The sequence below is a fragment of the Pantoea sp. E956-1 genome (genome assembly GCF_982223955.1).
Map to the genome: position 1 here is coordinate 49,347 of NZ_CEUYZP010000015.1, position 25,753 is coordinate 75,099.

The 25,753-nt window shown below is 53.9% G+C and carries 22 protein-coding genes; 15 read left to right on the forward strand and 7 right to left on the reverse strand.

Features of this window, described 5'->3' with window-relative positions:
* The 3 genes from cyoA to AC0T7J_RS23615 all read right to left on the reverse strand — a co-directional run bounded on the left by cyoA (nucleotide 1) and on the right by AC0T7J_RS23615 (nucleotide 3,498).
* Nucleotides 1-927: a cytochrome o ubiquinol oxidase subunit II gene (cyoA, locus tag AC0T7J_RS23605; protein ID WP_473797846.1), complete on the reverse strand. Its 927-nt coding sequence runs from the start codon at nucleotides 925-927 to the stop codon at nucleotides 1-3.
* A 444-nt stretch (nucleotides 928-1,371) separates the two neighbouring features.
* A complete protein-coding gene (gene ampG / locus AC0T7J_RS23610) occupies nucleotides 1,372-2,862 on the reverse strand; it encodes a muropeptide MFS transporter AmpG (protein ID WP_473797849.1) in 1,491 nt (496 codons plus the stop codon).
* A 57-nt stretch (nucleotides 2,863-2,919) separates the two neighbouring features.
* A complete protein-coding gene (locus AC0T7J_RS23615; RefSeq protein WP_013356991.1) occupies nucleotides 2,920-3,498 on the reverse strand; it encodes a lipoprotein in 579 nt (192 codons plus the stop codon).
* A gap of 286 nt (nucleotides 3,499-3,784) precedes the next feature.
* On the opposite strand from AC0T7J_RS23615, the gene bolA reads away from it, so the two are divergent.
* The 9 genes from bolA to AC0T7J_RS23660 all read left to right on the forward strand — a co-directional run bounded on the left by bolA (nucleotide 3,785) and on the right by AC0T7J_RS23660 (nucleotide 14,197).
* A complete protein-coding gene (bolA, locus tag AC0T7J_RS23620; protein ID WP_008924895.1) occupies nucleotides 3,785-4,099 on the forward strand; it encodes a transcriptional regulator BolA in 315 nt (104 codons plus the stop codon).
* A 293-nt stretch (nucleotides 4,100-4,392) separates the two neighbouring features.
* Nucleotides 4,393-5,697, forward strand: coding sequence for a trigger factor (gene tig, locus AC0T7J_RS23625; protein WP_473797853.1), 1,305 nt, complete (start codon nucleotides 4,393-4,395; stop codon nucleotides 5,695-5,697).
* Nucleotides 5,698-6,033: 336 nt separating this feature from the next.
* Nucleotides 6,034-6,657, forward strand: coding sequence for an ATP-dependent Clp endopeptidase proteolytic subunit ClpP (clpP, locus tag AC0T7J_RS23630; RefSeq protein ID WP_010255410.1), 624 nt, complete (start codon nucleotides 6,034-6,036; stop codon nucleotides 6,655-6,657).
* Between the two features lie 134 nt (nucleotides 6,658-6,791).
* Complete coding sequence (gene clpX, locus AC0T7J_RS23635) at nucleotides 6,792-8,063, forward strand: ATP-dependent protease ATP-binding subunit ClpX (RefSeq protein WP_473797856.1); 1,272 nt, start codon at nucleotides 6,792-6,794, stop codon at nucleotides 8,061-8,063.
* A gap of 186 nt (nucleotides 8,064-8,249) precedes the next feature.
* Complete coding sequence (gene lon / locus AC0T7J_RS23640) at nucleotides 8,250-10,604, forward strand: endopeptidase La (RefSeq protein ID WP_086905315.1); 2,355 nt, start codon at nucleotides 8,250-8,252, stop codon at nucleotides 10,602-10,604.
* A 214-nt stretch (nucleotides 10,605-10,818) separates the two neighbouring features.
* Nucleotides 10,819-11,091 carry a nucleoid-associated protein HU-beta gene (hupB, locus tag AC0T7J_RS23645; protein WP_473797860.1) on the forward strand — a complete coding sequence of 91 codons (273 nt, stop codon included), beginning with the start codon at nucleotides 10,819-10,821 and terminating at the stop codon, nucleotides 11,089-11,091.
* A gap of 247 nt (nucleotides 11,092-11,338) precedes the next feature.
* Nucleotides 11,339-13,207 (forward strand): peptidylprolyl isomerase, encoded by a 1,869-nt coding sequence (ppiD, locus tag AC0T7J_RS23650; RefSeq protein WP_473797862.1) that lies wholly within the window; start codon nucleotides 11,339-11,341, stop codon nucleotides 13,205-13,207.
* A 140-nt stretch (nucleotides 13,208-13,347) separates the two neighbouring features.
* On the forward strand, nucleotides 13,348-13,701 hold the full coding sequence (locus tag AC0T7J_RS23655; RefSeq protein WP_010255849.1) for a ComEA family DNA-binding protein: 354 nt from the start codon (nucleotides 13,348-13,350) through the stop codon (nucleotides 13,699-13,701).
* A gap of 97 nt (nucleotides 13,702-13,798) precedes the next feature.
* Nucleotides 13,799-14,197: a YbgC/FadM family acyl-CoA thioesterase gene (locus tag AC0T7J_RS23660; protein WP_010671209.1), complete on the forward strand. Its 399-nt coding sequence runs from the start codon at nucleotides 13,799-13,801 to the stop codon at nucleotides 14,195-14,197.
* Between the two features lie 50 nt (nucleotides 14,198-14,247).
* Here AC0T7J_RS23660 and queC read toward each other — a convergent pair whose 3' ends face one another.
* Together queC and AC0T7J_RS23670 are read right to left on the reverse strand one after the other, a co-directional pair.
* Nucleotides 14,248-14,943, reverse strand: a complete 696-nt coding sequence (gene queC / locus AC0T7J_RS23665; RefSeq protein ID WP_473797867.1) for a 7-cyano-7-deazaguanine synthase QueC — start codon at nucleotides 14,941-14,943, stop codon at nucleotides 14,248-14,250.
* A 41-nt stretch (nucleotides 14,944-14,984) separates the two neighbouring features.
* The gene (locus AC0T7J_RS23670) at nucleotides 14,985-16,703 is read right to left on the reverse strand and encodes an SgrR family transcriptional regulator (protein WP_473797870.1); all 1,719 of its coding nucleotides are present in this window, start codon (nucleotides 16,701-16,703) and stop codon (nucleotides 14,985-14,987) included.
* A 92-nt stretch (nucleotides 16,704-16,795) separates the two neighbouring features.
* Here AC0T7J_RS23670 and cof point away from each other — a divergent pair, with 92 nt between their 5' ends.
* A complete protein-coding gene (gene cof, locus AC0T7J_RS23675; RefSeq protein WP_473797873.1) occupies nucleotides 16,796-17,617 on the forward strand; it encodes an HMP-PP phosphatase in 822 nt (273 codons plus the stop codon).
* 34 nt (nucleotides 17,618-17,651) lie between these two features.
* Here the strand turns inward: cof and AC0T7J_RS23680 are convergent, their stop codons facing one another.
* A complete protein-coding gene (locus AC0T7J_RS23680) occupies nucleotides 17,652-18,686 on the reverse strand; it encodes a PLP-dependent cysteine synthase family protein (protein WP_473797876.1) in 1,035 nt (344 codons plus the stop codon).
* Nucleotides 18,687-18,803: 117 nt separating this feature from the next.
* Here AC0T7J_RS23680 and AC0T7J_RS23685 point away from each other — a divergent pair, with 117 nt between their 5' ends.
* The 5 genes from AC0T7J_RS23685 (at nucleotide 18,804) to amtB (ending at nucleotide 24,744) form a co-directional block, all read left to right on the forward strand.
* Nucleotides 18,804-19,265: an Lrp/AsnC family transcriptional regulator gene (locus AC0T7J_RS23685; RefSeq protein WP_031592177.1), complete on the forward strand. Its 462-nt coding sequence runs from the start codon at nucleotides 18,804-18,806 to the stop codon at nucleotides 19,263-19,265.
* Between the two features lie 24 nt (nucleotides 19,266-19,289).
* Entirely contained in the window at nucleotides 19,290-21,059 is a 1,770-nt protein-coding gene (locus AC0T7J_RS23690) for a SmdA family multidrug ABC transporter permease/ATP-binding protein (protein ID WP_473797879.1), read from the forward strand.
* On the forward strand, nucleotides 21,052-22,827 hold the full coding sequence (locus AC0T7J_RS23695; protein WP_473797882.1) for a SmdB family multidrug efflux ABC transporter permease/ATP-binding protein: 1,776 nt from the start codon (nucleotides 21,052-21,054) through the stop codon (nucleotides 22,825-22,827). Before AC0T7J_RS23690 ends, AC0T7J_RS23695 begins: the two co-directional genes overlap by 8 nt.
* A gap of 257 nt (nucleotides 22,828-23,084) precedes the next feature.
* Nucleotides 23,085-23,423: a P-II family nitrogen regulator gene (glnK, locus tag AC0T7J_RS23700; protein ID WP_003850469.1), complete on the forward strand. Its 339-nt coding sequence runs from the start codon at nucleotides 23,085-23,087 to the stop codon at nucleotides 23,421-23,423.
* 34 nt (nucleotides 23,424-23,457) lie between these two features.
* Nucleotides 23,458-24,744, forward strand: a complete 1,287-nt coding sequence (gene amtB / locus AC0T7J_RS23705; protein WP_473797885.1) for an ammonium transporter AmtB — start codon at nucleotides 23,458-23,460, stop codon at nucleotides 24,742-24,744.
* A gap of 49 nt (nucleotides 24,745-24,793) precedes the next feature.
* On the opposite strand, the gene tesB is transcribed toward amtB, so the two are convergent.
* Entirely contained in the window at nucleotides 24,794-25,657 is an 864-nt protein-coding gene (gene tesB / locus AC0T7J_RS23710; RefSeq protein ID WP_473797888.1) for an acyl-CoA thioesterase II, read from the reverse strand.
* Between the last annotated feature and the right edge of the window lie 96 nt (nucleotides 25,658-25,753).

The following is a 25,753-nucleotide window of genomic DNA, read 5'->3' on the forward strand; positions in this document are numbered from 1 at the left end:
TTATTCCTCGGCTCCCGCGGAAGCGGCGTGACTCATGTCCATACCTTCATGTTTTGGCATGTCCATTTTCCCGTGGCTCATCTTGAACTTGTCGATGACTTGCATGAACAGTTTCGGATCAGCTGAAGAGAAATATTCCACCGGGTGATTTTCGCTTGGCACAGCCACTTTCTCGAAATCATCCATTGTGTTCAGCGTGTTAGGGGCTGCTTTCACTTTAGCCACCCACTGCTGGAATTCCGCATCGTCTTTGGTTGCAATGGCTTTAAACTTCATGCCAGAGAAACCACGACCACTGAAGTTCGCAGAGATACCGTCGAAAGTTCCCGGCTCATTTGCAATCAGATGCAGCTTGGTCTGCATACCAGCCATCGCATAAATCTGGCTGCCGAGCGTTGGGATGAAGAAAGAGTTCATGACGGAATTAGATGTGATTTTAAAGTTCACTGGCGTATTTGCCGGGAAGGCAATCTGGTTCACGGTCGCAATACCCTGTTTCGGATAAATGAACAACCATTTCCAGTCCAGTGCAACCACATCGATCTCAACCGGTTCCACATCGGATTGCAGCGGTTTGCTGGGCTCCAGTGCGTGGGTTGATTTCCATGTCAGCACGCTGAGGAAGAGAATGATCAGGATCGGAATGGTCCAGACCACGGCTTCCACTTTGTTAGAGTGTGACCAGTTCGGGCTGTACTTCGCTTTCGTGTTGGACGCCCGATATTTCCAGGCAAACACCACGGCCATCAGGACTGCGGGAATTACGACGATCAACATCAGGCCAAAGGCAGTCAGTATCAGCGAACGTTGCTCCAGTGCAATCTGTCCTTTGGGATTTAACAATGCACTATCGCAGCCACTCATTAATAAAGTGCCTGCAATTAATGACAAAATCCCCAAACTTTTATTGTATTTACTGAGTCTCATTTAACGACCTCAATGACAAAGGGCTCTATTGTCGTTTAAGTGTGCGCGCATTTTACGGGAAGGTTTATGCACTGTAAACCAGCTTAAGGATGTGTCAGATACGTGTTGACACCTTTTGCTAAGGGTGTCACAGATGTTGCGCCAGGTGACAAATAATTAACGCAGACAAGCAGTTGGCATCAATATAACAAAAACCAATGGAAGTAACCGTAAAAAAATCAGGGAAAGGAATAACCCTTACTTTTAACTCCCAAATATTTAACAAGTCTGCATCATTTGCGCGATGAAATTTAACTAAAGTAATTGCTCACCGGTTTTTAGTATTTCCGCCATGCCTCCTCTGATCATATTGTTATTTTTTAAAAATAACACGCGATGATAAATGACGGCGACTTATCGGGGTTTCATAAAATAAGCCGCAGCCCGTTAACCTATCGATTTTACTTAAGCATCTGACGCGGGCAGCGCAGGCGTTCTCTGCAGCGCCCGATAGTCCAGCCATACCCCCGAAAGCACCGCCAGCAGGGAGAGCGTCATGCCCAGCTCAAACAGGCGGGTAAGCAGCGGTGTCAGCACGGTCACGCCCAACGCATTTAATGCCAGAGCCACCAGCCAGAGAGCCAGCACGCCGCATCCGGTTGCAAACAGACGATTAGTCCAGCGATAGCCTTGAGGATAGTAGCTACGTGTCAGGAAATTGCCACTTTGCTCGACCTGATTTAGTGTTTGTCGGCAAAAAGCCAGCAGCACCAGGCCTGGCAGACCCGCCACCACTGTGAAAGCATAAAAGGTCGGCCAGCCCCAGAGTTCCACCAGCCAGCCCGCCGCCGGGCCGACATAGACCCGGCCTACCGCTGAGAGCGCCGACAACAGGGCGAACTGGGTAGCGGAGAATGACTTATTACACAGCGTCATTAACAGCGCCACAAAGGCCGCGGTGCCCATGCCGCCACAGAGATTTTCAACAAAGACCGCACTGGCCATGCTCCACAACTGTTTGTCAGTCACCGCCAGCAGCCAGTAACCAAAGTTCGAGACAGCCTGCAGCAGCCCGAAAATCATCAGCGCCCGGAACAGACTCAGGCGCTGCATCAGTACGCCACCATAGAGCGCGCCGATAATGGTCGCCAGCAGGCCCAGTGTCTTGTTGACCAGACCGACGTCACCGGCGTTGAAGCCCACGCCGCGTATCAAAAAAGTGGTGGTCAGTGAGGCGGCAAACGCATCACCTAACTTGTAAAGAATAATCAGGGTAATCAGCAGCCAGGCGTTGTTGCGCTGAAAGAAATCTTTTAGCGGATCGACCACTGCCTGACGCAGTGAATGGGGTGTGGAGATACGGGTATCTGGTTCGCTCGCCACCAGCGTGGCGATAATGCCCGGCACCATCATCAGTGCCATCAGCCAGTAGGTTGCCTGCCAGCCGAGATAGCGGTCAGCCAGCCACAATGCCAGCCCGCCGGAAATCAGCATCGCCAGTCGATAACCCAGCACGGTAATCGCCGCGCCGCTGCCACGCTCTTCAGGCGGCAGGATATCCGTTTTCCATGCATCGAAAACGATGTCCTGTGAGGCGGAGCAGAAGGCGATCAGCACGGCCAGCGCTGCCATCAGGGTAAGATCGCGTCCCGGTTGCAGAAATCCCATGGCGATTATCCCGCCAACCAGCGCCAGCTGACTGACCAGTAACCAGCCGCGACGCCGGCCCAGAAACGGCGGCGTATAGCGGTCCATCATCGGGGACCAGAGAAACTTAAAGACATAGGCCTGACCCACCAGCGAAAAGAAGCCGATGGTTTTCAGGTCGACATTTTCCACCGTCATCCACGCCTGCAACGTGCCCGATGTCAGTGCCAGCGGCAGTCCGGAAGCAAAACCAAGAAGCAGCAATACGGCGGCGTTTTTCTGGCTGAAGAGGCGAAGATAGTGGTTCATGCGGATCCTGCAGATAACAAAAAGCCCTGCGCAAGGCAGGGCAGAGGTGAGACTGAATTAACGGGCGTTCTGCTTGATGAAGTCGTTGACGCTGGTGTCCTGAGCCATATCCGCGATCACATCGCTCATGGTGGCGTTCACCGCGTTGGTAATTTTCTGGTTATTGGCGTTGAACGCGCCTTCTACGCTGTAAGTCTGGCGGTAGTTTTTAACCTGTTTGTTGCCGTTTTTCGCTGTCGCGATAATCGAGATGTCCGCTTTGGTGGTGATGCTGTAGCGCACATTGCCCTGAGTGACGTCGGCATAGAGGTTGTTCACCACAATCTGCAGATCGACTGCGCCATCAGGACCAATCATATAGCCACGTGCTGTCATCTGCTTTTCCAGCACTTCCTGCAGCAGGAAACGCAGGTCGCGCGATGGCGTTAAGGTCACTAACTGACCATCACGATTTACTTTTGCCAGCGCCTGATCTTTACGCTGGTCGGCACCGTTGATGCTGACAGTCACGCCCATCAGGCCTGGATCCTGCTGTGGCAACTGAATCTTAGGCTGGATAGTCAGGGTATTATTGCTGGTTGCACAGCCGGCTAAAATGAACGCAGCCAACAGTGGGAATAACAGTTTTTTCAACATACTTTTTCTCGTTGGTGTCAGGGGGTTGGTTTGCAAAAACTGCGGTCATCATAGCATTGCCCGGCAGTGAAAAAAGCCCTGTTGACGGGGAAATTGTGTCTGAAACCGTTTTAAGCCCCTTCTCTGACAGGTCGGTTTGCTGTTCGTTTCAGCTGCGTTATTATGCGTGCCGGAAGCGGTCTGACATAAAATGCAATATTTAGCGTCCGCTGACGGGTAAGCGCACTAAAAGCGACTAAGATTGAATGAGATGGGGCACCGCGCTCGCCATTGAGGAGTAATAGCCATGATCCGCGAACAAATAGAAGAAAAGCTGCGTGTGGCGTTCCAGCCAGCTCATCTGGAAGTGCATGACGAAAGTTACCGGCACAACGTTCCTGCCGGATCAGAAAGTCACTTCAAAGTGGTCATTGTCAGCGACTGCTTTGCAGGCCAGCGCTTTCTGGCGCGTCATCGCCTGATTTATGGCGAACTGGCCGCTGAGCTAGCGGGCAGCGTGCATGCTTTAGCCCTGCATACTTATACTCTTAAAGAGTGGGAAGGATTGCAGGATACCGTACTGGCTTCGCCTAACTGTCGTGGTGCCGGAACACTCGCCTGATCTCCTTTCTCCGAAACGGCCTGCGGGCCGTTTTTTCTGTTATTTAGCGAAAAACGCGATCCCTGGCTCAAAAAAGCAGCAAACCTGCTGAAAAGTGGTGAGTTAGCATCCTCGACTCATTCCAACGATGCCGCTATAATGCTGCGTCTATTTTTCCGGAATGTCTTCGGGACGCTTCTGGTAACAGGGATCAGGTTCTCTTCACGGAAGCCGTCCCGGTTGTTGGATACGGCGCATTTCACTATGTGTGGTGTCTGAAGTTGACCGAGCACGTGATTTTTTGAGGTAACAAGATGCAAGTTTCTGTAGAAACCACTCAGGGCCTGGGCCGTCGCATTACGATTACTGTCGCTGCTGACAGCATCGAAAGCGCTGTAAAAAAAGAACTGGTTGACGTTGCCAGGAAAGTTCGCATCGATGGTTTCCGTAAAGGCAAAGTGCCGATGAACATCGTGGCACAGCGTTACGGCGCTTCTGTCCGTCAGGACGTGCTGGGCGAGCTGATGACGCGCAACTTTGTTGACGCCATCATTAAAGAAAAAATTAATCCGGCTGGCGCACCAAACTACGTGCCAGGCGAATACAAAGAAGGTCAGGATTTCACCTACGCGGTTGAGTTCGAAGTCTATCCGGAAGTTGAGCTGAAAGGCCTGGAAAACATCGAAGTCGAAAAACCTGTCGTTGAAGTAACTGATGCTGACGTTGATACCATGCTGGACACCCTGCGTAAGCAGCAGGCCAACTGGATCGAAACCGACGCTGCTGCAGGTCCGGAAGATCGTGCCACTATCGATTTTAACGGTTCTGTGGACGGTGAAGAGTTCGAAGGCGGCAAAGCTTCTGATTTCGTTCTGGCCATGGGCCAGGGCCGCATGATCCCAGGCTTTGAAGAAGGCGTTGTGGGTCACAAAGCGGGCGAAACTTTCACTATCGACGTGAAATTCCCGGACGACTACCATGCAGAAAACCTGAAAGGGAAAGATGCGAAGTTCGAGATCGTGCTGAAGAAAGTTGAAACGCGCGAACTGCCAGAGCTGACTGAAGAGTTCATCAAACGTTTCGGCGTTGAAGATGGTTCAGTTGCCGGTCTGCGTACTGAAGTGCGTAAGAACATGGATCGCGAGCTGAAAGCGGCTATCCGTAATCGCATCAAAACGCAGGCAATCGACGGTCTGGTTGAAGCAAACGAAATCGACGTGCCCGCTGCGCTGGTTGACAGCGAAATCGACGTTCTGCGTCGTCAGGCTGCACAGCGTTTCGGTGGCAACGAACAGCAGGCGCTGGAACTGCCACGCGAACTGTTTGAAGAGCAGGCTAAACGCCGTGTTGTTGTCGGTCTGCTGCTGGGCGAAGTGATTCGTACCCACGAGCTGAAAGCTGACGAAGCACGCGTAAGCACCATGATCGAAGAGATGGCTTCTGCGTATGAAGATCCGCAGGAAGTCATCGAGTTCTACAGCAAGAATAACGAGCTGATGAACAATATGCGCAACGTTGCGCTGGAAGAGCAAGCGGTTGAAGCGGTCCTGGCGAAAGCTAAAGTGACCGAGAAAGAGACCAACTTCCAGGATCTGATGAATCAGACCGCTCAGGCCTGATCACGCATTTAACCGTCTGTGCTAAGCCCGTGACTGAAAAGTCGCGGGCTTTTTTGTGTTTTGCGTCCTGATAGCCACTCTTTGCCGCTATTTGTTTAATAAACAGGCGAATTATTCACGCATCGCTTTTTCCGGGTTAGCGAACAGGGAAAAGATTGTTATGCTTGAAACATGCGTGCAGCATCCCCAGATACAGGGAGTATGCAGAAATGAGAGTGAGGCTGGCTGATTAACCGTCCTGAAGGTGTCGGAAAAAGGCGCGGCGTGGAGTTTCCCGCGCGTCTTACGTAGAATCGGTACAGAAAGTTGCCAATGAAATTTATCCAGGAGACGGTAATGTCATACAGTGGCGATCGTGAATATACAGCACCGCACAATGCGCTGGTGCCAATGGTGGTTGAACAAACTTCGCGTGGTGAGCGTTCTTACGACATCTACTCCCGTCTGCTTAAAGAGCGCGTCATTTTTCTGACCGGCCAGGTCGAAGATCACATGGCTAATCTGATTGTGGCGCAGATGCTGTTTCTGGAAGCTGAAAACCCGGAAAAAGATATCTATCTCTACATTAACTCGCCAGGCGGTGTGATCACGGCCGGTATGTCGATCTACGACACCATGAAATTTATCAAACCGGATGTCAGCACTATCTGTATGGGTCAGGCCTGTTCTATGGGCGCTTTCCTGCTGACGGCGGGGACCAAAGGTAAACGTTTCTGTCTGCCAAACTCACGTGTGATGATCCACCAGCCGCTGGGCGGTTATCAGGGTCAGGCGTCAGACATTGAGATCCATGCGCGCGAAATCCTTAAAGTTAAGCAGCGTATGAATGAGTTGATGGCTGAGCACACTGGTAAAACGCTGGAAGAAATTGAGCGTGACACCGAGCGTGACCGTTTCCTCTCTGCAAATGAAGCGGTAGAGTATGGATTAGTCGATTCAATTCTGACGCATCGCCAATAAGACCCGACTTACCGTTGTCCCTGGTCTATAGTTAACAGGACAACGGTACTATTATGGGTTGAATGAATTTCGGCCGTCTCTGCACGGCCTGAGCCGTACGCGGGTATGGCCTGAGAACAAGAAGAGGTTAACTGATGACAGATAAGCGCAAAGACGGTTCAGGAAAGTTGCTGTACTGCTCTTTTTGCGGCAAAAGCCAGCATGAAGTGCGAAAGCTGATTGCCGGGCCGTCAGTGTATATCTGCGATGAGTGTGTTGACCTGTGCAACGACATCATTCGCGAAGAGATTAAAGAAGTTGCCCCGCATCGTGAACGTAGTGCGTTGCCAACCCCACATGAAATTCGCCATCACCTCGATGATTATGTCATCGGACAGGAAAGAGCGAAGAAAGTGTTGGCGGTTGCGGTTTACAACCACTACAAGCGTCTGCGCAACGGCGATACCAGCAATGGTATCGAGCTGGGCAAAAGCAACATTCTGCTGATTGGCCCGACCGGTAGTGGTAAAACGCTGCTGGCAGAAACGCTGGCACGCCTGCTGGATGTGCCGTTCACCATGGCTGATGCCACCACGCTAACTGAAGCCGGTTACGTGGGTGAAGATGTTGAAAACATCATCCAGAAACTGCTGCAGAAATGCGACTACGACGTACAGAAAGCACAGCGCGGCATCGTTTACATCGATGAAATCGACAAGATCTCACGTAAGTCTGATAACCCGTCGATTACCCGTGACGTATCAGGCGAAGGCGTACAGCAGGCACTGCTTAAGCTGATTGAAGGCACCGTGGCTGCCGTTCCCCCGCAGGGTGGACGTAAGCATCCGCAGCAGGAATTTTTGCAGGTTGATACCTCTAAAATTCTGTTTATCTGCGGTGGCGCATTTGCCGGCCTGGACAAAGTGATCGCCCAGCGTGTGGAAACCGGATCCGGTATCGGCTTTGGCGCAACCGTGAAAGGGAAATCGCAGAAAGCCAGCGAAGGCGAACTGCTTGCGCAGTGTGAACCAGAAGATTTGATCAAATTTGGTCTGATCCCTGAGTTTATCGGTCGTCTGCCTGTCGTTGCTACCCTGAGCGAGCTGAGCGAAGAAGCGCTGATTCAGATTCTGCGTGAGCCGAAGAACGCCCTGACCAAACAGTATCAGGCGCTGTTTAACCTGGAAGGCGTTGAGCTGGAGTTCCGTGACGAGGCGTTAACCGCCATTGCCAGGAAAGCGATGTCACGTAAAACCGGTGCACGTGGTCTGCGTTCAATTGTAGAAGGCGCGTTGCTGGAAACGATGTATGACCTGCCTTCCATGGATGACGTGGAAAAAGTAGTGATTGATGAATCAGTTATTGAAGGTCAGTCTGAGCCCATGTTGATCTACGGTAAGCATGAAGCCCAGGCATCTGGCGAATAATTAAACAGATCGTCCATCCTGTAGTAATAAAAAAGGGGAAAATGTTTCCCCTTTTGCTTTTCTCGCCTCTGTGACGTTGAATGTCGGACAATCATCCCCATATACTCAGATACCTGTGGGTTTAACTGCATACCTGCCTGATGCGGTTCCCATCACCTGGCGGACATTAAACAAAGAGAGAGCTCTATGAATCCTGAGCGTTCTGAACGCATTGAAATCCCCGTGTTGCCGCTGCGCGACGTGGTGGTTTATCCGCACATGGTAATTCCGTTGTTTGTTGGCCGGGAAAAATCAATTCGGTGCCTTGAAGCCGCAATGGATCATGATAAAAAAATCATGCTGGTCGCACAGAAAGAGGCTTCAACGGATGAACCTGGCATTAACGATCTCTTTTCAGTAGGGACCGTTGCCTCAGTATTACAAATGCTGAAACTGCCGGATGGCACCGTGAAAGTTCTGGTCGAAGGTTTACAGCGCGCCCACATTACGACGCTGGCCGATAACGGTGACCATTTTGTGGCACAAGCTGAATATCTGGTTTCGCCAGAGATTGAAGAGCGCGAGCAGGAAGTGCTGGTGCGCACGGCAATCAATCAGTTTGAAGGCTACATCAAACTCAATAAAAAGATCCCACCCGAGGTTTTAACCTCGCTGAACAATATTGACGATGCGGCCCGCCTTGCCGACACCGTCGCAGCACATATGCCACTGAAGCTGGCAGACAAACAGTCTGTGCTGGAGATGTCCGACGTCAACGAACGTCTGGAATATCTGATGGCGATGATGGAATCTGAAATCGATCTGCTCCAGGTTGAGAAGCGTATTCGCAACCGTGTTAAGAAGCAGATGGAGAAGAGCCAGCGCGAGTACTATCTGAATGAGCAGATGAAGGCGATTCAGAAAGAGCTTGGCGAGATGGACGATGCGCCCGACGAGTACGAAGCGTTAAAACGCAAAATCGACGCGGCAAAAATGCCGGAAGAAGCGCGCGAGAAAGCGGAAGCTGAGCTGCAGAAGCTGAAAATGATGTCCCCGATGTCCGCTGAAGCGACCGTGGTTCGCGGCTATATCGACTGGATGGTGCAGGTTCCGTGGAACGCGCGCAGCAAAGTGAAGAAAGATCTTCGTAAAGCGCAGGAGACGCTGGATACCGACCATTACGGGCTGGAGCGCGTGAAGGATCGTATTCTTGAGTATCTTGCGGTTCAGAGTCGCGTCAGCAAAATCAAAGGGCCGATTCTGTGCCTGGTCGGACCGCCAGGAGTAGGTAAAACCTCTCTCGGTCAGTCGATCGCTAAAGCGACCGGACGTAAATATGTGCGTATGGCGCTGGGTGGCGTGCGTGATGAAGCTGAAATCCGTGGTCACCGTCGTACTTACATCGGCTCTATGCCGGGTAAATTAATCCAGAAAATGGCGAAAGTCGGGGTTAAAAACCCGCTGTTTCTGCTGGATGAAATCGACAAAATGTCCTCTGACATGCGTGGCGATCCGGCTTCAGCGCTGCTGGAAGTGCTCGATCCCGAGCAGAACATTGCGTTCAACGACCACTATCTGGAAGTCGATTATGACCTCTCTGATGTGATGTTCGTTGCTACATCGAACTCAATGAATATCCCGGCACCGCTGCTGGACCGTATGGAAGTGATTCGTCTGTCGGGTTATACCGAAGATGAAAAACTGAACATTGCTAAGCAGCATCTGCTGACCAAGCAGATTGAGCGCAACGCCCTGAAAGCCAGTGAAATTACGGTTGAAGACAGCGCGATTGTGGGCATTATCCGTTACTACACCCGTGAAGCCGGTGTGCGTAGCCTTGAGCGTGAGCTGTCGAAATTGTGCCGTAAAGCGGTGAAATCGCTGCTGATGGACAAGACGAAAAAGCACATCACCATCAATGGTGAAAACCTCAAGGATTTCCTGGGTGTTCAGCGCTTCGACTACGGTCGTGCGGACAGCGAAAACCGAGTGGGTCAGGTTACGGGTCTGGCGTGGACGGAAGTGGGCGGCGATCTGCTGACCATCGAAACCGCCTGCGTACCGGGGAAAGGCAAGCTGACTTACACCGGTTCTCTGGGTGAAGTGATGCAGGAGTCGATTCAGGCTGCGCTGACCGTCGTGCGTGCGCGTGCCGAGAAGCTGGGCATCAATGGTGACTTCTACGAAAAACGTGATATTCACGTTCACGTCCCTGAAGGCGCTACGCCGAAAGATGGCCCAAGTGCCGGTATCGCCATGTGTACTGCGCTGGTCTCCTGTCTGACCGGTAACCCGGTGCGAGCGGATGTGGCGATGACCGGTGAGATCACCCTGCGTGGTCAGGTGCTGCCGATTGGCGGGCTGAAAGAGAAACTGCTGGCAGCGCACCGTGGTGGCATTAAAACCGTGCTGATCCCGGACGACAACAAGCGCGACCTGGAAGAGATTCCACAGAACGTGATTGCCGATCTGGAGATCCATCCGGTGAAACGCATTGAAGAGGTGCTGAATCTGGCACTGGAAAATGCGCCATACGGTATGCAGGTCGTAACAGCAAAATAGTGATTAACGGCAAAAACCGTTAAAAAGCGGAGCTGGCAAGGCAATTGGCGCTTGCCAGCTTTTTTTTGTGCCGTTAATTTAGGTGGCTGCCGACGCGACGTTCTCAGAGAAATTCCGTTGTTTCGGCTCCACAGGCTTGATATAACTTGCTGCGCGTTCGCACCCTGCCGGATGCAGGGTACGATGTGAAATAATAAAAGAGGGGATGAAGAGAGTGAATAAGTCACAATTGATCGACAAAATTGCTGCCGATGCTGATATTTCTAAAGCTGCAGCGGGACGTGTTTTAGATGCATTTATGGGCTCAGTTTCAGATGCGCTGAAAGACGGTGATGAAGTGGCTCTGGTAGGTTTCGGCACATTCTCTGTGCGTGACCGCGCTGCACGTACCGGCCGCAACCCGCAAACCGGTAAAGAGATCACCATCCCGGCCGGTAAAGTACCAGGCTTCCGTGCTGGTAAAGCATTGAAAGACTCTGTCAATTAATAACAACGAATAGATTCATTGACGCATTTTCTTCAGTGGATTAGAGGACGATTAACCCGTTCTCATGTAACATACGGGCACATCAATCAGATGTGCCTTTTTTGTTTTAACCGGTGAGAATCGGGCCGTAAGATGGACCTGGACCGGATTGAGACTGCCAGCTAAGCCAGCAGTTGCGTGAGTCGCCAGCCAATGGCGAATTGCGACCGAGCTTTACATTCACACTACAGCGGAGTGTTGCCATACCATGATGGACAATTTACGCGCGGCGTCGAACCATGTCGTGCTCAAGATTATTTTGGGGCTGATTATCCTCTCCTTTGTGCTGACGGGCGTTGGCAACTATCTGATTGGCGGCAATAACGACTATGCGGCCAAAGTTAACGGCCAGGAAATTAGCCGGGGACAGCTGGAGCAGGCGTTCAACAGCGAGCGCAGCCGTCAGCAGCAGATGCTGGGCGACCAGTTCTCTCAGCTGGCCAGCAACGATGGCTACATGCAGCAGATTCGCCAGCAGGCGCTGTCGCAGTTAATCGATCAGGCGCTGCTTGATAGCTACATCAAAGATCTCCACCTGAGCATCAGCGATGATCAGGTGAAGCAGGCTATCTTCAATCAGCAGGCTTTTCAGACCAACGGTAAATTCGACAATGCCAAATATCTGAGTCTGATCAGCAATATGGGCTTCAGCGCCGACCAGTATGCCGAAGCGCTGCGTAAGCAGCTTTCCAATCAACAGCTGATCAATGCCGTGGCTAACACCGACTTCACGCTAAAAGGCGAAGCCAGCAAACTGGTGGACCTGGTTTCACAGCAGCGTGAGATTCGTCAGGCGACGCTGGACGTCAATGCACTGGCGGCAAAGCAGACCGTTACTGACGACGAAATCAGCCAGTATTATCAGCAGCATAAAACCAGCTTTATGGCACCAGAGCAGTTCCGTGTCAGCTACCTTCTGATGGATGCGGCCAGCATGCAGCAGGAGGCCAGCGAGGCCGATATTCAGGCCTGGTACGACCAGCATAAAGCAGACTATTCGCAGCCACAGCGTACGCGCTACAGCGTCATTCAGACCAAAACGGAAGCCGATGCCAATGCGGTTCTGGCGCAGCTGAAAGCGGGTGCCAGCTTCGCTGACGTGGCAAAAGCCAAATCAATTGACCCGATCTCTGCACGTAAGGGCGGCGATATGGGCTGGCTCGAACCCTCTACAACCCCGGATGAGCTGAAAAATGCCGGTCTGACTGAGAAAGGCCAGATGTCAGGCGTGATCAAATCTTCAGTGGGCTTCCTGGTGGTTCGTCTTGACGATATTCAGCCAGAGCAGGTTAAGCCCCTGGATGAAGTGCGCAGCGCCATTGCAGCCAAAGTGAAGCAGGAGAAGGGCGTTGATGCCTTCTACAAAGTGCAACAGAAAGTCAGCGAAGCGGCCAGCAATGACAATGAGTCACTGGCGGGCGCAGAACAGGCTTCTGGTCTGAAAGTGAAAGAGACCGGCTGGTTTAGTCAGGATTCGCTGCCAGATGAGCTTAACTTCGATGCGGTGAAGCAGGCGATCTTTAACGGGGGTCTGGTCGGGCAAAACGGCGCGCCGGGCAACAACTCCGATATCATCACTGTTGATGGCGATCGTGCCTTTGTGCTGCGTATCAGTGAGCATAAACCGGAAGCGGTAAAACCGCTTGAGCAGGTTAAGGCGCAGATCACTGACACGCTTAAGCATGATAAAGCGACGCAGCAGGCGAAAGCTCAGGCCGATAAGCTGCTGGCCGATCTCAAAGCCGGTAAGCAGGATGCGCTGACTGCCGCAGGTCTGACGCTGAGCGCCAGCAAGACCGTTGATCGTAATGCGCAGGATCCGGTGGCACAGACTGCCTTTAACCTGCCTCAGCCTGCGGAAAATAAACCTTCCTGGGGTGTCAGCGAAGATATGCAGGGCAATGTGGTCCTGGTGGCGGTTGATAAAGTTAAAACCGGCAGCATGCCGCAGGCGCAGATTGACGAAATGGTCAAAGGCGTCACGCAGAATAATGCGCAGCTGGCGTTTGAAGCGTTACTGCAAAACCTGCGTAAAGAGGCCAAAATTAAGTACGGCGCTGCCGCACAAATGCAGTAAGCCTCGCAGAAACTGCGCAACCACTGTAACAATCAAAGGCCGCATTCGCGGCCTTTTCCATTTCTGAAATCCCGCTTTTGAGCCCTGCGTGCAGTAGTGCCACTCTGTCGCTGCTGTTTACACACAAGGAGAAATACAGCATGGCTAAACCTAAACTCGTTGCCTTCTATCTTTCACTCGCGCTGGGCGGCGCACTCTGTCACAGCAGCGTCTCTGCGGCACCTGAACCTGTCAGCGCAGCCGTCACGCAGAGCTCACACCCTGCGTCGAAGCCGGAAGCCGCCGCGCAGCCACAGCAGGAGCAGGTCAGCATCAATGAAGCGACAGCCGAACAGCTCTCTGCCGTTATGAATGGGGTGGGGCTGAAAAAGGCGCAGGCGATTGTAAGCTATCGCGAACAGTACGGACCGTTTAGCGCGATTCAGCAACTCAGTGAAGTGCCGGGTATCGGCAATGCGTTGATAGAGCGAAATGCGGCCCGGCTGAAATTGTGAAGCAGTACACATCTGTGATGCTTAACCTACGATAGACAGGCGACTCTGCTAAAGTGAACAGGTCCAACCAGTCAATTCACAGCAGGAGAGCATGACCATGCAGACCACCATAAAAGTGCGCGGCTATCATCTGGATGTCTATCAGCACGTCAATAATGCGCGCTATCTTGAGTTTCTGGAGGAGGCGCGCTGGGAGTGGCTGGAAGAGGTGGAAGCCTTCCACTGGTTGCAGGAACAGAAACTGGCTTTTGTGGTGGTAAACATCAACATCAACTACCGTCGCCCGGCCGTGCTGGGCGACGTACTGACTATCGACAGTGAGATCACGCAGTTGAATGGAAAAAGCGGCATTATTGCGCAGCGGGTTTTGCTGGCAGGTCAGGAGACCGTGGTGGCAGATGCCGCACTCACATTTGTCTGTATTGATTTGCGGACCCAGAAAGCGGTTGCGCTGGAAGGGGAATTACGCGAACGACTGATGCGTCTGATGGCATGAGCCGATATAAAGGCGGCAATCCAGATTCTCTGCCGCCACGTCAGACAGTCTTAGTTAAGGCCGCTTTTTGCTTTCATTGCTGCCATTACGCCAGCACGATCGTTAAGATAACCCTGCAGGCCATTGGCCCGTAAATGACAGGCTGCACACTCACCACATCCGTCACCTTTCACGCCGTTATAGCAGGTCAGCGTCTGCTCACGTACCAGCGCAAGCTGCTGCCAGTAATCCGCCAGCGCCCAGGTTTCCGCTTTATTGAGCCACATCAGCGGCGTCTCAAAACGAACGTCGCGCGCCATGCCAAGCGATACCGCATGGTTCAGCGCTTTGACAAACTCATCGCGGCAATCGGGATAGCCCGAGAAATCGGTCTCACAGACGCCGGTGATCACCGCTTCCGCTTCGACCTGATAAGCGTAAACCGAGGCCAGTGTCAGAAAGAGAATATTACGTCCCGGCACGAACGTACTGGGTAATCCACTGGCCTCGGGATTGTAAGCCGGCACCGGAATGTTATCCCGCGTCAGGCTGCTGACGGCGAGTTCGTTCAGCATGGTAACATCCAGCACTTTATGCGCGCGCGCACCCAGTTTCATCGCCAGATCGCGGGCGACATCGATCTCTTCCCGATGGCGTTGTCCATAGTCGAAAGTGACGCAGTGGACTTCATCATATTGCTGTAATGCCTGAATCAGGCAGGTAGTGGAGTCTTGTCCACCGCTGAAAACTACAACAGCGCGTTTCATGGTGTTTTCCTGATAATTAATTTTGCGCTTATGGTAATGCCTCAGTCCGCCGCTGAACAGCTGCATGGCGGATCAATGGGCGGCGGAATCCATGCGCGGCTGAAATCGAACCAGCCCAGCGTATTCAGTTCAATCCCTTCAACGCCCGGCGGCGCGTAGATTTGGTAGCGATAATTGAACAGTGGCAGCAGGATGCCGTCCGTCATCAGCTGATGATAAAGCTGATGCAGCGAGCGGGCACGGGTTTCGTCATCAGCAATTTGCTGGATAGCCAGCAGTTGCGCCTGAATCTCTTCGCCCTGCAGTGTGGGCCACAGCGGCCGCCATAGCGGGTCAGTCTGCAACCAGCTGGCCAGCGTAAAGACCGGTGCATCACCAATCAGTCTGTCGCCCATCACGATATCCGCTTCATCAAGCGGGTCGATGCCGTGCCAGTTTTTTACCGGATGAAAAACTACCTTCAGGGTGCAGCCGTGCTGTTTTAACAGTGTCACCAGCGCCTGTGACATCTGATGCAGCTCAACCGGCAACTGATAATGCAGCGTCAGGGTCGCCGGCAAGGGAACCGGGACAGCATCAGTCAGCGGCACACGCCAGCCGGGTAACAGCTCTTTGCTGGGTGTAATGAGTCCCTCATCCAGTGGCAACCGGCTGACAATGCCGCTTTGCTGTATCAGCTGGAAAAGCGTGCGCGCCTGATCTGGTGTAAATCCGGCTCGCGGCCGGCAGACCAGATAACAGAAGCCGAGGCTGATACTGCTGCTGACCGGTTGCAGCGTCCTGAGCTCTGTGGCATCGCCGATCGCAATCTGCACCGGATGACGGCAGCTGCTGCCGAGAGCGGGATCAAACAGCTGAGGCGTAATCCAGTACTCTACCGCCTGCAGCAGCGGACGCTGCAGATGCCAGCGTGCGTTGCTTTCAATCCTGACCAGCTCGGCGCTGAAGTGCTCAAGTTTCCACGGCCCGCTGCCCGTGGCGGGATCAATGGGATGAGGCAGCAGGCACAACAGATGGGCGAGCCGATGGGGCAGCCAGAAATCTGGCCGCTGCATTATAAACCGCACCGCAAGCGGATGGGGGGCATCCACGCTGACCACATCGGCCAGCAACACTCTGACGCGGTTATCACGCAACAGCTGGTGGAACTGCGTTACCAGTTGCGCGGCCTGCACAGGTTCGTCGTTGTGCCACATCAACTGAGGCCGTAACCAGAATAACCAGCTACAGGATGCCTCATCGTGTTGCCAGTGATGCGCCAGATCGCCGACCGGCTCATCCTGCTCAAAGCGGGTCAGACCGGAATAGATCTGGCGCACCAGATGCTGTTCGGCCCGGCCAGTAATCTGGCGTGGCTCGGTGCTCTCCATCGGGCGATAGTAGGGGATGCGCAGAACCGGCGTATCATTCTGCCACTGTCCACCCATTAAAGGCCGCAGCATATTGATCAACCTTTCCGGCGGCAGATCCAGCAGTTGCAGCGCGTCAGCTGCGTCTCCGGCATTGAGCTGTTGTTGCAGCAACTGCTGCCGTAATTGTTCAGGTGTGCGCAAAAACGCGATTTGCCCCTGTTTGCCACGACCTGGCTCGCCGCGCCAGCTAAGCCAGCCTGCATGCTGCCACTGTGACAGCAACGTGCGCAGATGACGCTCGCTGCAGATGCAATGGCGGGCCATTTCCGCCACGCAGGTCTGCTGTGGGGCGCCCTGGCTCTGCTGCCACAGGCGCTGAAACTGATTAAGACGGTTAAGCTGGCGCATGTTAAACCCGGAACAGTTTTTTAAAAGTATTCACTATTAGTTCCGCAATTAACAGGCAATAGTGGAGTTCATCTTTCAGCAGGAGGTAAATCATGGTGCGTTTAGCCGCGTTCGATATGGATGGCACATTATTGCTGCCGGATCATCAGCTGGGTCAGCAGACGCTGGATAGCCTGCAGGCATTGCATCTGCGTGGCGTAAATCTGGCGCTGGCGACGGGCCGCCATCTGCTGGAGATGCAGGTCTTACGGGAAAAAATGACACTGCCCGCGTGGCTGATTACCGGTAATGGCACGCGTGTACACGACAGGCAAGGCAATCTGATCTTTGCGCGTGATCTGCCCTCTGCAGTCGCCGAAGAGGTGATTCACCGCCGCTGGGACACGCCCGCCACCCTGCATATTTTCAACGATCAGGGGTGGTTTACCGATCACCCACAGCCTGAACTGCTCGCGGCCCATCAGATCAGCGGATTTGGCTATCAGCTGTGCGATCTTAAAAGGTTGCCCGCGCATCAGGTGACAAAAATCTGCTTCATCGATCAGCATCAGCGCCTCTGTCGGCTAAAAACAGAGCTGGATGCCGCACTGGGCGAGCAGGCTAACATCTGCTTCTCTGCCGTGGATTGTCTGGAGGTGTTGCCCGCCAGCTGCAATAAAGGCAGCGCGCTGGCACTGTTATGTGATCATCTGTCGCTGACCATGGCGGAGTGTATGGCGTTTGGTGATGCGATGAACGATCGCGAGATGCTGGCGCAGGCCGGACAAGGTTTCATCATGGGTAATGCGATGGCGCAGCTGAAAGCCGCGCTACCGCATCTGCCGGTATTAGGGCATTGCGAGACACAGGCGGTGTCTCACTATTTAAATCACTGGCTGGCGACACCCGACCTCGCGTATTCCCCCGAATGCTGAGGATTGCCGTGAACCGGACAGGATGTCCGGTTTTTTATTCCAGCTCGCGCTGCCATGGCGTGATATCGCCAATATGTTTTGCCACCCATTCAGGCTGATAGTAGCTATCGGGATAACGTTCGCCGCTGTCGCACAGCAGTGTCACCAGTGCTCCCTGCTGATTCGCTGCCCGTAAGCGTTTCGCCACCTGCATCATGCCCCAGAAATTGGTGCCGGTAGAGGCGCCTGGCTTGCGTCCCAGAATCTTTTCCAGTTTCAGCATGGCAGCCAGCGTTGCACCATCCGGCACTTTTATCATTTCATCGATGACGTCTGGCATAAAAGATGGCTCCACTCGTGGACGGCCAATCCCCTCGATCATACTGCCACGCGTGCTGGTCAGGGTGACATCACGCTGCTGCCAGTAATCAAAAAACACCGAATGCTGCGGATCAACGACCAGCAGTTTCGTTTCCAGTCCCTGATAACGAATATAACGGCCCAGCGTGGCTGAGGTACCGCCGGTGCCCGCACTCATGATTATCGTATGGGGAATCGCATAAGGTTCATGCTGCATCTGGCGGAAAATGCTCTCTGCGATGTTGTTATTACCGCGCCAGTCGGTGGCGCGTTCAGCATAGGTAAACTGATCCATAAAATGGCCATTGAGCTCCCGCGCCAGCCGTTCAGATTCAGCATAGAGCTGGCAGGGATCCTCGACAAAATGGCACCGTCCGCCATAAAAGGTGATCTGCTCAATTTTACGTTTCGCGGTGCTCGCGGGCATCACCGCAATAAAGGGCAGACCCAGCAGCCTTGCGAAGTACGCCTCAGAAACGGCAGTGCTGCCTGACGAGGCTTCGATAATCGGCGTATCCTGTTTAATCCAGCCGTTGGAGAGGCCGTAGAGGAACAGGGATCGTGCCAGCCGGTGTTTAAGACTGCCACTGGGATGGGTACTTTCATCTTTCAGATAGAACCAGATACCGGGAAAGTCCGCCAGATCGAAACGGATCAAATGGGTCTCAGCCGATCGTTGAAAATCAGCGTTAATTTCGTTGATAGCGTGGCGAATCCAGCAGGTGTGCATCTCAGGCGTCCGGTAAAAAAGTGATGCGGCTATTTTATGGCACGTGCAGGAAAAAGAGATTGCACAATTACCGCTAAAATGGCGGTAATGGAGAAAATGATTCTCCCGGAGCCGCAAATGTTAGATAAAACTGACCTTAAATTGCTCTCACTGCTGCAGCATGACTGCACGCTGTCGCTGCAGGCGCTGGCGGATGCCGTCAACCTCACCACCACACCCTGCTGGAAGCGCCTGAAAAAGCTCGAAGATGATGGCATTATTCGCGCTCGGGTGGCGTTGCTGGATGGGGATAAAATCGGACTGTCACTGACGGCGTTTATGTTTGTTAAAACGCAGCAGCACAGCCGCGACTGGTATCAGGCATTTGTCTCGGTGGTGAGCAGCATGCCAGAGGTGATGGCCTTTTACCGTATGGCAGGCGAGTATGATTACCTGCTGCGCATTCAGGTAGCCGACATGAAAAGCTATGATGCTTTCTACAAGCGAGTAGTGAATGGGGTGCCCGGCCTGATTGATGTGACATCCAGCTTCGCCATGGAAGAGATTAAATACACCACGGCTTTACCTGTTGCCCCCTGAGGGCCTGAGATTGAGAGCAGCGTTGTGCGATTATTCAGTCAATTAAGTTGGTATTTTCTGCGGGAGTGGCGGCGCTATCTGGGTGCGGTCATCCTGCTGATTGTTATTGCTATTCTGCAGCTGCTGCCGCCGCATGTGGTCGGGGTGATTGTCGATGGCGTGACGCGTGACAACATGAGTACCAGCCGCATTATGATGTGGATTGGGATCATGCTGGCAACGGCGGTGGTGGTCTATCTGCTGCGCTATGTCTGGCGCGTGCTGCTGTTTGGTGCCTCCTACCAGCTGGCGGTTGAGCTGCGCGAAGATTTCTATCGCCAGCTGAGTCGTCAGCAACCCGCATTTTATCTGCGTCACCGCACCGGCGACCTGATTGCGCGCGCTACCAACGACGTGGATCGGGTGGTGTTTGCTGCCGGGGAAGGCGTACTGACGCTGGTCGACTCGCTGGTCATGGGCTGCGTGGTGCTGCTGGTAATGAGCACGCAGATCAGCTGGCAGCTGACGCTGCTCGCGCTGGTGCCGATGCCCATTATGGCCATCGTGATCCATCGCTACGGTAATCAACTGCACCATCGCTTTAAGCTGGCACAGGCCGCCTTCTCCAGCCTCAACGATCAGACGCAGGAGAGCCTGACCAGCATCCGGATGATTAAATCCTTTGGCCTTGAACAGCATCAGTCGCAGCAATTTTCCGACATTGCCCGCGATACCGGTGAAAAAAACCTGCGCGTGGCGCGGGTCGATGCCCGTTTCGATCCCACTATCTATATCGCTATCGGCTTCTCAAACCTGCTGGCGATTGGCGGCGGTAGCTGGCTGGTCTGGCATGGCCAGATGACGCTGGGTCAGCTCACCAGCTTTGTGATGTATCTCGGCCTGATGATCTGGCCGATGCTGGCGCTGGCGTGGATGTTTAATATTGTTGAACGCGGCAGTGCCGCCTGGAGCCGCATCGGCGCGCTGCTGGCGGAAGCACCGGCGGTGGAAGATGGCGACAAGTCACTGCCACCCGAACCGGGTACGCTGCAGGTCGCCATTCGCGCCTTCCACTATCCAGCCAGCGCGGGTCCGGTGTTAAGCGATGTCAGCTTCCAGCTGAAACCCGGCGAGATGCTGGGGCTGTGCGGGCCAACCGGCAGTGGCAAAAGCACGCTGCTCAGCCTGATTCAGCGCCACTTTGATATTCAGCAGGGCGATATCCGCTATCACCAAATCCCGCTGCCACAGTTGCGGCTGGACAGCTGGCGCAGCCGCCTGGCCGTGGTCAGCCAGACACCGTTCCTGTTCTCAGACAGTGTGGCGAACAATATTGCACTGGGGAAACCGGGCGCAACCCAGCAGGAGATTGAACATGCCGCTACGCTGGCCTGCGTTCATGACGATATCCTGCGTCTGCCGCAGGGCTATGAAACGGAAGTCGGAGAGCGCGGTGTGATGCTGTCAGGTGGACAGAAGCAACGTCTTTCGATTGCCCGGGCGCTGCTGCTGAATGCGGAAATCCTGATTCTGGACGACGCGCTTTCTGCAGTGGATGGCCGTACCGAACACGAAATCCTGCATAACCTGCGCATCTGGGGTCAGGGACGCACGCTGATTATCAGCGCGCACCGCTTATCGGCACTGACGGAAGCCAGTGAAATCCTGGTCCTGCAGCAGGGCAGGGTGGCGCAGCGGGGTGACCACGACGCGCTCACCGCCAGCGCTGGCTGGTATCGGGACATGTACCGTTACCAGCAACTGGAAGCAGCGCTGGATGATGATGAAAATGAGAAAGGAGTGCCGCATGGCTAAGTCTGCACGCTTGTGGCCAACCCTGAAGCGTCTGCTGAGCTACGGTAAGCCGTGGCGTAAATCCCTGTCGCTGGCGGTAGGGATGCTGTGGATCGCTGCCGCAGCGGAAGTGACCGGGCCGGTGCTGGTCAGCTACTTTATCGATAACCTGGTGGCGAAACATCAGATGCCCTGGGGGGTAGTTGCCGGACTGGTGGTCAGTTTTATCCTGCTTCAGCTGCTGGCCGCCGGGCTGCATTACTGGCAGGCGCTGTTGTTCAACCGTGCCGCTATCGGTGTGGTACAGCGATTACGCAGTGACGTGATGAATGCCGCACTCTGTCAGCCGCTGAGTGCCTTTGATACTCAGCCGGTCGGGCAGCTTATTTCGCGCGTGACTAATGACACCGAAGTAATCCGCGATCTCTACGTCACCGTGGTTTCAACCGTGCTGCGCAGTGCCGCGCTGGTCGGTGCCATGATGGTGGCGATGTTCAGCCTTGACTGGCGCATGGCGCTGGTGGCGATGGTGATCTTTCCGCTGGTACTGGTGGTGATGTTCATCTATCAGCGCTACAGCACGCCCATTGCCCGCCGCGTTCGCAGCTATCTGGCAGACATCAATAATGGCTTTAACGAAGTGATAAGCGGTATGAGCGTGATCCAGCAGTTTCGTCAGCAGGCGCGATTTGGTGAGCGAATGGGCGAAGCGAGCCGCTCTCACTATCTGGCGCGAATGGAAACGCTGCGTCTGGATGGTTTTCTGCTGCGTCCGCTGTTGAGCCTGTTTTCAGCGATGGTGCTGTGCGGGCTGCTGATCCTGTTTAGTTTCTCGATGCCTGGCGTGTTTGAAGTGGGGGTACTCTATGCCTTTATTACCTATCTGGGGCGTCTGAATGAGCCGCTGATTGAGCTGACCACTCAGCAATCGATGCTGCAGCAGGCGGTAGTTTCAGGCGAGCGTATTTTTGAACTGATGGATGCCGCACAGCAGCAGTATGGTGCCGATCAGCGCCCGCTGACTTCAGGTCATATCACCCTGAACAATCTGAGTTTTGCCTACCGCGAAAACCGCGATGTGCTCAGTGATATCAATCTTGAGGTTGCCCCACGCGAGTTTGTGGCGCTGGTGGGACATACCGGCAGCGGTAAAAGCACGCTGGCGAATCTGTTAATGGGTTACTACCCGGTGACGCGTGGCGAGATCCGCATTGATGATCGACCCATTAGTGACCTGAGCCATGCCGTGCTGCGACGCGGTATTGCGATGGTGCAGCAGGATCCGGTGGTGCTGGCCGATACGCTGCTGGCGAATGTGAGGCTGGGACGCGATATCAGTGAAGAGGCCGTCTGGACGGTGCTGGAACAGGTGCAGCTGGCGCCGCTGGCGCAGGCGTTGCCGGAGGGGATTCATACCCGGCTGGGCGAGCAGGGCAACAATCTGTCGGTCGGGCAGAAGCAGCTGCTGGCACTGGCCCGGGTGCTGGTTGATCTGCCGCAGATACTGATCCTCGATGAGGCGACAGCCAATATCGACTCTGGCACGGAGCAGGCCATTCAGCAGACGCTGACGGCCCTGCGCCAGCACAGCACGCTGGTAGTGATTGCTCACCGCCTCTCAACGATTACTGAAGCGGACAAGATTCTGGTGCTGCATCGTGGTCGCGTAGTCGAGCAGGGCACCCATCAGCAACTGCTGGCGATGCAGGGGCGTTACTGGCAGATGTATCAGCTGCAACAGGCAGGCGAAGATCTGGCATCGGGCGTCGCTGTAACAACTGAAAGCTGACTTGCACCTTTTTTGCGCGCTTTTATCAGATTAATCTGTATAAATGCACTCCTTTGACGCCTTAAGCACCAAAGGAGTGCAGCCCTATGCTGCCATTCCCGCTCCGTGACCTCTCTGTTTGTAATCCTCTTTAAAGCATCCCTTGCCGCGTCTCGCCTGAATAACTGATTACCGTTATTTTCACACTCTGGCACAGGCTTTGCTTATATCCCTGCGTGTCCGTAAACGTTACTTATTTACTCGCTGGAGGGGATCCAATGAAGCTGGTTACCGTCGTAATTAAGCCATTCAAGCTGGAGGATGTGCGTGAAGCTTTATCCTCTATCGGCATTCAGGGACTGACCGTCTCCGAGGTGAAAGGTTTTGGCCGTCAGAAGGGCCATGCAGAGCTTTATCGTGGCGCAGAGTACAGCGTGAACTTCCTGCCTAAGGTCAAAATTGATATCGCTATTGCCGACGATCAGTTAGACGAAGTGGTGGATGTCATCAGTAAAGCGGCTTACACCGGCAAAATTGGCGACGGTAAAATTTTCGTAGCTGAACTGCAGCGCGTCATCCGTATTCGTACCGGCGAGACCGACGAAGCCGCTCTGTAATAAAGACTCAGTACTGTGATGGGATGGAATAAAAATGAATAGAATTTTCGCTAAGTTGGGCCTCACCAGCCTGGCACTGTTACCCTCACTCGCGATGGCTGCGCCTGCCGTTGCGGACAAGGCTGATAACGCATTTATGATGATTTGCACCGCGCTGGTGCTGTTTATGTCAATTCCAGGTATCGCGCTGTTTTACGGTGGTTTGATTCGCGGTAAAAACGTGCTGTCGATGCTGACCCAGGTTGCCGTCACCTTCTCACTGGTCTGCGTGTTGTGGATGGTTTACGGCTATTCACTGGCGTTCAGTGAAGGCAACGCATTCTTTGGCAGCTTTAACTGGGTGATGCTGAAAAACATTCAGCTGACCGCCGTCATGGGCAGCTTCTATCAGTATATTCACGTCGCGTTCCAGGCCTCGTTTGCCTGTATCACGGTGGGCCTGATTGTCGGTGCTATCGCTGAACGTATTCGCTTCTCTGCTGTACTGATTTTTGTCGGCGTCTGGCTCACCCTGGCTTACCTGCCTATCGCGCACATGGTGTGGGCTGGTGGTTTCCTGGCACAGGATGGCGCGCTGGACTTTGCTGGCGGCACCGTGGTGCACATTAACGCCGCTGTTGCCGGTCTGGTGGGTGCTTATCTGGTGGGCAAACGCGCGGGCTTTGGTAAAGAGGCCTTCAAACCACACAATCTGCCGATGGTATTCACGGGTACTGCCATTCTGTATGTCGGCTGGTTCGGTTTCAACGCCGGTTCTGCTTCTGCAGCAAACGAAATCGCGGCGCTGGCCTTCCTGAACACCGTTGTCGCAACAGCGGGCGCGGTATTGTCATGGACCTTTGGCGAGTGGGCGGTACGTGGTAAGCCTTCGCTGCTGGGTGCCTGTTCAGGCTTTATTGCCGGGCTGGTAGCGATTACGCCTGCCTGTGGTTATGTCGGCGTCGGCGGTGCATTAATCATCGGTCTGGTCGGCGGACTGGCGGGACTGTGGGGCGTGACCACCCTGAAAAAATGGCTGCGCGTGGATGATCCCTGCGATGTGTTCGGCGTGCATGGCGTGTGCGGCATTGTCGGCTGTATCCTGACTGGCGTGTTTGCCTCCTCTTCACTGGGCGGCGTTGGTTATGCAGAGGGTGTCACCATGGGCCATCAGGTCTGGGTACAGCTCTTCAGCGTGGGCCTGACTATCGTCTGGTCAGGCGTTGTCGCCTTCATCGGCTTCAAGCTGGCTGATTTGATTGTCGGTCTGCGCGTTCCGGAAGAGCATGAGCGTGAAGGTCTGGATGTAAACAGCCACGGCGAGAATGCTTACAACCAGTAACGGATGGGCACTAAAAAGATCAATCGGGGGCGAGCAATCGCCCCTTTTTTTATTCGCTGCGCTGACGCATCACTCCTTCCTGAACCGTTGAGGCCACCAGCACGCCCTGCTGATTGTAGAACTCGCCCCGGACAAAACCCCGTGCGCCTGACGCCGACGTACTGACCACGCTATAGAGTAGCCATTCACTGAAGTCGAACGGGCGGTGGAACCACATTGAGTGGTCGATAGTCGCGACCTGCATGTCTGGCTCTAAAAAGCCTTTACCGTGCGGCTGGAGCGCGACCGGCAGGAAATTGAGATCGGAAGCGTAGCCGAGCAGATATTGATGGATACGTAAGTCGTCGGGCAGCGGGCCGGTGGCGCGGATCCAGACCTGGCGCTCCGGCTTATCCACATGACCCCGGAGAGGATTGTGAATCTGTACCGGACGGATCTCCAGCGGACGCTCAGCAATGAATTTTTCACGGAGCTTTTCTGGCAGCAGATGCGCCATTTTCTGCGCCATCGCCTGTTCAGTTAACAGATTCTCGGGCCCCACCACCTGTGGCATTGGATTCTGATGTTCAAAGCCGCTTTCCGGTGACTGGAACGAGGCGGTCATATAAAAAATGGGCTGCCCATTCTGAATGGCACTGACCCTACGTGCGCTGAAACTTTTGCCATCACGCAGCGTTTCAACATCGTAAATAATCGCTTTCTGACTATCGCCGGGCCGCAAAAAATAGCTGTGAAACGAGTGAATAATGCGATCTTCAGCAACGGTTTGCTTTGCGGCATACAGCGCCTGACCCACCACCTGACCGCCAAACACCTGACGCAGACCAATATCTTCGCTCTGGCCGCGATATAAACCTTCTTCCAGCTTCTCCAGATTTAATAAATTCAGCAGATTTTGCAGTGCCTGACTCATGGCGCGTTCCTCAATATAGTGACCTGCTCAGTGTGAAAGATCGGACCAGTTGACGTCAATCAGACTTTCTACATTGTCGGTGCCAGGCAAAATTTC

Bases quoted from the DNA above. Each gene is read 5' to 3' on its own strand.
- AC0T7J_RS23660 (WP_010671209.1), top strand. From the start codon at position 13,799: ATGCAGACCACCATAAAAGTGCGCGGCTATCATCTGGATGTCTATCAG.
- queC (WP_473797867.1), bottom strand. From the start codon at position 14,943: ATGAAACGCGCTGTTGTAGTTTTCAGCGGTGGACAAGACTCCACTACC.
- AC0T7J_RS23670 (WP_473797870.1), bottom strand. From the start codon at position 16,703: ATGCGCCAGCTTAACCGTCTTAATCAGTTTCAGCGCCTGTGGCAGCAG.
- lon (WP_086905315.1), top strand. From the start codon at position 8,250: ATGAATCCTGAGCGTTCTGAACGCATTGAAATCCCCGTGTTGCCGCTG.
- bolA (WP_008924895.1), top strand. From the start codon at position 3,785: ATGATCCGCGAACAAATAGAAGAAAAGCTGCGTGTGGCGTTCCAGCCA.
- clpX (WP_473797856.1), top strand. From the start codon at position 6,792: ATGACAGATAAGCGCAAAGACGGTTCAGGAAAGTTGCTGTACTGCTCT.
- glnK (WP_003850469.1), top strand. From the start codon at position 23,085: ATGAAGCTGGTTACCGTCGTAATTAAGCCATTCAAGCTGGAGGATGTG.
- cyoA (WP_473797846.1), bottom strand. From the start codon at position 927: ATGAGACTCAGTAAATACAATAAAAGTTTGGGGATTTTGTCATTAATT.
- ppiD (WP_473797862.1), top strand. From the start codon at position 11,339: ATGATGGACAATTTACGCGCGGCGTCGAACCATGTCGTGCTCAAGATT.
- clpP (WP_010255410.1), top strand. From the start codon at position 6,034: ATGTCATACAGTGGCGATCGTGAATATACAGCACCGCACAATGCGCTG.
- ampG (WP_473797849.1), bottom strand. From the start codon at position 2,862: ATGAACCACTATCTTCGCCTCTTCAGCCAGAAAAACGCCGCCGTATTG.
- AC0T7J_RS23655 (WP_010255849.1), top strand. From the start codon at position 13,348: ATGGCTAAACCTAAACTCGTTGCCTTCTATCTTTCACTCGCGCTGGGC.
- AC0T7J_RS23685 (WP_031592177.1), top strand. From the start codon at position 18,804: ATGTTAGATAAAACTGACCTTAAATTGCTCTCACTGCTGCAGCATGAC.
- cof (WP_473797873.1), top strand. From the start codon at position 16,796: ATGGTGCGTTTAGCCGCGTTCGATATGGATGGCACATTATTGCTGCCG.
- tig (WP_473797853.1), top strand. From the start codon at position 4,393: ATGCAAGTTTCTGTAGAAACCACTCAGGGCCTGGGCCGTCGCATTACG.
- AC0T7J_RS23680 (WP_473797876.1), bottom strand. From the start codon at position 18,686: ATGCACACCTGCTGGATTCGCCACGCTATCAACGAAATTAACGCTGAT.
- AC0T7J_RS23615 (WP_013356991.1), bottom strand. From the start codon at position 3,498: ATGTTGAAAAAACTGTTATTCCCACTGTTGGCTGCGTTCATTTTAGCC.
- AC0T7J_RS23695 (WP_473797882.1), top strand. From the start codon at position 21,052: ATGGCTAAGTCTGCACGCTTGTGGCCAACCCTGAAGCGTCTGCTGAGC.
- tesB (WP_473797888.1), bottom strand. From the start codon at position 25,657: ATGAGTCAGGCACTGCAAAATCTGCTGAATTTATTAAATCTGGAGAAG.
- amtB (WP_473797885.1), top strand. From the start codon at position 23,458: ATGAATAGAATTTTCGCTAAGTTGGGCCTCACCAGCCTGGCACTGTTA.